This window comes from Capnocytophaga sp. oral taxon 332 str. F0381, from assembly GCF_000318275.2.
Classification (GTDB): Bacteria; Bacteroidota; Bacteroidia; order Flavobacteriales; family Flavobacteriaceae; genus Capnocytophaga; species Capnocytophaga bilenii.
In genome coordinates, this window is record NZ_KB291258.1 from 300 (window position 1) to 5,267 (window position 4,968).

Consider the following 4,968-nt stretch of genomic DNA (forward strand, 5'->3'; position numbering starts at 1 on the left):
GGGCTTGCCCACATTGTCGTAAAAAGCATATTGATTTAACAAATAAAATGACTTTTCAAAATCAACCTCCTAAAAGTCAACTTTGTGCAGTTACATCAAAGGCTATAATAAATGGCACTATCGTTAAAATAAATAATAAAGAGATTGAAGAAATTATTTTAAAAGATCCTGAAGGTGCAGGAGGCTATGAAAAAGGGAAAATATTAGCCAATAAGACTTGTTTCTACCAATTAGCCTTAGAAAAAAATGTAATAGAAGGAAAAAGAACAGAGTTAACTTTCTATAATGATAAAATAGTAGAAGGATTAGAATATCTAAATTTATCTTTAGAAAAGGGATTTCCTGTAATGGTTGGAGTTAACCATACTTTCAATAAAACAATTAATGAATCAGAAAAAGCACCTCAAACTACTGATCATTTTGTTGTTATTGTAGGGCGTACTTGTGAGAACGGACAAATTTATTATCCTTTCTGGGAAGTAGGTACTTCAAAAGGTAAAGAAGGATATAAATTTAAGTTAGAATCTAATAATCATCTTACTTGTGATAAGCCATACAGAAAAGTACCTGAACCTTATGTTGTAACACAGATCAGGAGAAATATTGGGCTCTTTAAAAAAAAGATGGTAAAGAGGAAATAAAAAAGATTAGAATAGAAAACCTAAAAGAAGAGTTATGAAAATGAAAATATTATTAATATCTATATTATTGAATATGCTACTTATAAATTGTAATAATCAGCAGAAATTAAATTCTAACACTATAACACAAATAGATAACAACTTAGAATCAAAAAGGGATACTTCAAGTAAAGAAAGTTTTTCTCTTGTTTATAAAACATATTATCCATTGAGATATAATGAAGATGGAAAGAAAACAATTCTTATAGATACACTATCTTATTTTAAGATTAAGGGAAATATCCTTATAGATAGAACAACAATGGATTTTTATATCTTTAAAATTAATGATATAAAGATTAACGATACCTTAATTACTATTATGTGTAATGAAGTAGCTGATGGTGATCAGAATGATAATAATACTGATGATTTTAGGAGTGTTAAGGACTTTTTTGGCTATGAAGAGAATGTTATTAAAATGTATATAAAAAAGAGCAATAATTATAATATAATTTCTTGGGATACACTTCCCTCTTCTGATAAGATGGGAAGAGAAGATTTTCTTATTGAAAAAGAAAAAGTAAAAGATTCAGGATTAAAGTATTACACTTATGATGATTAAGTGGATCATTGTTAATCAAGAAAAGAAAATTCCGAAAAGCAAAACTATTATATAAAAGTAGAAGCCTATGCAGGTAAGAAAGAATCGGGTACTTTTGAACTTAGTTTTGAAAGTAAGCAAATTGAAGTGAGTAAAAGCCCTGTAAAAGTAAAGGCTGGAGAAGTAAAGAAAGAAGAAAAGAAGGAAGAAAAGAAGGAAGAAAAGAAGGAAGAACCATTAGAAGAAGGGGCTTGCCCACATTGTCGTAAAAAGCATATTGACCTAACAGGGTCTGTTACCTTTTTTGGGTATCGAAATTCTGATAAAAAAGGTTGTTTTAGAAGATGTCAAGATAAGCTCAATTCTTGTGGTTACAAATCTGTTTCTGTAAAAGATCCTTCCGTTTTCCAAATGACTAAGTGTGATGAGTGCGAAAGTAAAAATAAACATATACTGATAAATCAACCAAATATTCAAAAAGGGATACAAATAATTGATGACCATTTAGAAAGAGGCATTCCAATTGTTGTAGGAGTGGACCATTCCTCTGGACATACAGGAAATCACGATAAGACTACTGACCATTGGATTTTAATTGTAGGAAGGCAATGTAATAAAAAAATTGAATATCTATTTTTTGATCCACAAACAAGTAATAAAGATAAAGGAACAAGTAAAAATAATGTGTTAATACTACAAGAAGATAATAGTCTAAAAGGAATATACAAAAATAAAACATATATAGTGACAATGGTTAGGCCAAGTATAATAAGATAAGCCTATGAAAAAAATAATTTTAGTATTAGTCGCTTTTAGTATTTCTTGTACAAATACTAATCGAAAAGTAGTTATAAAAGATCATATAACTGTAAATAACAAAGAGGCGGGAAGCCTTTTGGTTGGTGAAAATCAAGAGGTCAGAAATGTAGTTTACAATTTTTATAATTGGTATGTAAATGACATTTATTTGAAAAACAAAGAATATCTATATTCCCCCTCCTTTAAAAAGTTATCTAAAGGAAAATATGGTCTTGACATTGAAAAATATGCAAAGCATATAAATTCTATAACTTTTTTTTCAACTAAATATAAGAAATTCTTAATCGATAGAACTGTAAAATGTAATTCTATCCTTTTAGAAAAGAAATGGGATTTTAATCCATTAGAAGAATATTACGATTTTGAAGATTGCCAAGAATGTGATTTTATTGTAAAAGAATATTGGTTTGGAAGTCAAGAAGAAAAGAATGGAAATTTTTCTATTAAGAATGAATATAAAACAGAAGGGGAAGCTTTTCTCTATTATGTTCAAGATTATATTGATAATGAGGTTTTTTCAACTTATGAAATAAAGGTTGTCAAAGAAAACAATTTATATAAAATTGATTTTATAAGTGTGATGTAAATATGGATTATGTGTTTAAGGAATATAGTGATCATAGAAAATCCCTTTGGAAATGGCAATGGAAAAAGATATGGGAATATTTGGACAAGATTTTAAAAATAATGATAATAATGTTATTTAGTTCTTCTTGTAAAGTGACAAGTAAATGTACTGAACCAATATCTTATGATAATTACTTATTATCTTATAACTACGATGATTATGTTTATTTTTCAAAAGGTGGCTGCTTTAAAAGAGACATTGAGGTTGTACCAGATGTATTTTACATCGAAAAGGAATATGATTATTTCCTTAACAACTTATTTGTTAATCTTGCCTATTCTGATAAAAGAAAGGCAACCAGCAACAATTACTTATTCAAGCAAAAATTTGCTCAATTCAAGAAACTCAAAGGTAATAAAGTTAAAGCTAAACGTTATTCTGACCGACATATCAACTATTTCCAATATCATCCTTTTGACACAAAAGATACTCTAATGGCAGGGCGTCTATTGGAAAGTTATCAAAAATATGATAGTATTTTGGTGGGAACGCATACTTGGTATCAATATGACAAAGGGAAAGCTATTAAAGAGCGTATGAATTATTGTGGTAAAAATTTTATAAAATATGACGTTCCTATAGAAATAAAAAAACAAATCAATTATGATACTATTTATCCTATTTGCTGGTCAAAGGTAATTAAATTATCAAAAAAGAAAGGATTTCGAGAAAAATCTCTCAAATTAGAAGCACCACAGGACTATCCTCTTAAGAAGCAGCCACAAGGAAAAGCTTTTTGGATCATTTCAAATAAAAAAAGAACAATAAAAATTGATGCTTACAAGGGAAAAATATTTAGGATGAATTAGAATATATCTCTATATTATTCATCTAACAACCTCTATTCCCCTTCCTTCTCCACCAAATGCCTCAGTTCAGGGTCGTTGGAGATACGTTCTTTTTCGCGTTCAATAATTTCAACGACATCTAACTTTATTTGGCGGTAATTGGCTTCTACCTGTTCTTTGGTGGTGTCGTTCACGAAGGATTTTCGTATGAATTTAAATTATAAACCTGTTTAAACTTTTTTTGAGGGACTTGGAGATAAACCCTAATAAGAGTATTCGAATCCAAGTTATATCAAGAAAATAAACATCTGGTTACTCTCCATTATTAAAGCTAAATCTTCTTTTTTCTACACTTAAAAAGGGAGTAATCCAATTATTTATTGTATCTTTGCCCAAAGTTCCTGAATTTTGTGTGCTCCTTTTTTTCAAACACAAAATTACTAATTTTCAGGAACTTTTATTTTATTGTAAGGAAAAGTTTAAACTGCTTCAAAGAGAAAAAATTAACAAGTGAGTTTAAACATTATTTACGCAAGTAAGGGGGAAGTAATTGATAAGGAATGAGCGAAACGCTCTTATTATAGTAGGCACGAGCTACAAGCTCGCGCCAGCAGGGTAAATCATTCTATAGAGCGGAAAAAGTCTATAGAACAAAAATTCAAAGAATTTTTCAACAGTAATTCAACAGAGAACTATAAAGATATGGCTAATAAAATGATAGAAGAATGTCAAGAGATTTTCAAATTAATATAATATATTATTTACTACTTTTGTGTCCTCCTGTATATCTACATTCACAAAATAATAATCTATATGAAAATGAACATTTTATAAATGAAATATATAGAGTAGAATTTACAGATTTTAAATTTTATTATTTAGAAGAAAAGGCTGATATACTTCCTTTAAAGTTTTTATATAAGAATATTGACTTACTAGTCTACTTAAGGAAAAAACCTTATTTTAATGATATGAAAACAGCTTTAGGAATAGCAATAGAAGAACCTTATTTTTGGAAATTTGAATTGTTAGAAAAAGCTAAGAAATGTGAGCCTAAAGCTTTAGTATATCGTATTCCTCTTTGGAAAATTAAGACATTTATTTTTTCAAATTCAGATACTATTAAAAAGAAATACATTTTCTTGAAAGATAGTAACACTTTTGTCATAAAAAAAAGGTGGTATTGGGGAAGAAGGAAATGCAATAAAGTATCGGATAGAGTTTGGCAAGATTATGAAAATAAAATGACAATAGAAAACGCTTCTTGCTACAGATTTTATAAACCATTTTTTTTTAATAGCAATAAAAATAGATATGCGATAATAAAAAAAATAGAAGAGAGTAGATATTATATATTATATAAAAAAGAAGTAGATAAGTGGATTGAAGAGGAGAAAATATATTTAGATGAAGGAAAATCTATTCGATAGATAAATGCCTTAACTCAGGGGTCGTTGGCGATACGTTCTTTTTCACGTTCAATGATTTCAACGACATCTAACTTTATTT

General features: G+C 28.3%; 7 protein-coding genes. 6 read left to right on the forward strand and 1 reads right to left on the reverse strand.

The window, feature by feature from the left end; all coding sequences use genetic code 11:
• From HMPREF9075_RS01030 to HMPREF9075_RS01050, 5 genes are all read left to right on the forward strand, one after another.
• Window positions 1-641: hypothetical protein (locus HMPREF9075_RS01030; protein ID WP_009414731.1), on the forward strand; the 641-nt coding region annotated here is incomplete at its 5' end.
• 34 nt (window positions 642-675) lie between these two features.
• Window positions 676-1,245: a hypothetical protein gene (locus tag HMPREF9075_RS01035; RefSeq protein ID WP_009414732.1), complete on the forward strand. Its 570-nt coding sequence runs from the start codon at window positions 676-678 to the stop codon at window positions 1,243-1,245.
• Window positions 1,246-1,371: 126 nt separating this feature from the next.
• Window positions 1,372-2,001, forward strand: coding sequence for a hypothetical protein (locus tag HMPREF9075_RS13345; protein WP_009414733.1), 630 nt, complete (start codon window positions 1,372-1,374; stop codon window positions 1,999-2,001).
• Window positions 2,002-2,005: 4 nt separating this feature from the next.
• Window positions 2,006-2,629 (forward strand): hypothetical protein, encoded by a 624-nt coding sequence (locus HMPREF9075_RS01045; RefSeq protein WP_009414734.1) that lies wholly within the window; start codon window positions 2,006-2,008, stop codon window positions 2,627-2,629.
• An 11-nt stretch (window positions 2,630-2,640) separates the two neighbouring features.
• Window positions 2,641-3,480: a hypothetical protein gene (locus tag HMPREF9075_RS01050; protein WP_232305026.1), complete on the forward strand. Its 840-nt coding sequence runs from the start codon at window positions 2,641-2,643 to the stop codon at window positions 3,478-3,480.
• A gap of 32 nt (window positions 3,481-3,512) precedes the next feature.
• On the opposite strand, the gene HMPREF9075_RS13010 is transcribed toward HMPREF9075_RS01050, so the two are convergent.
• Window positions 3,513-3,653: a hypothetical protein gene (locus HMPREF9075_RS13010; RefSeq protein ID WP_009414736.1), complete on the reverse strand. Its 141-nt coding sequence runs from the start codon at window positions 3,651-3,653 to the stop codon at window positions 3,513-3,515.
• A 531-nt stretch (window positions 3,654-4,184) separates the two neighbouring features.
• Between HMPREF9075_RS13010 and HMPREF9075_RS01055 the strand changes: the two genes are divergently transcribed.
• The gene (locus HMPREF9075_RS01055) at window positions 4,185-4,889 is read left to right on the forward strand and encodes a hypothetical protein (RefSeq protein ID WP_009414737.1); all 705 of its coding nucleotides are present in this window, start codon (window positions 4,185-4,187) and stop codon (window positions 4,887-4,889) included.
• The last annotated feature ends 79 nt before the right edge of the window (window positions 4,890-4,968 follow it).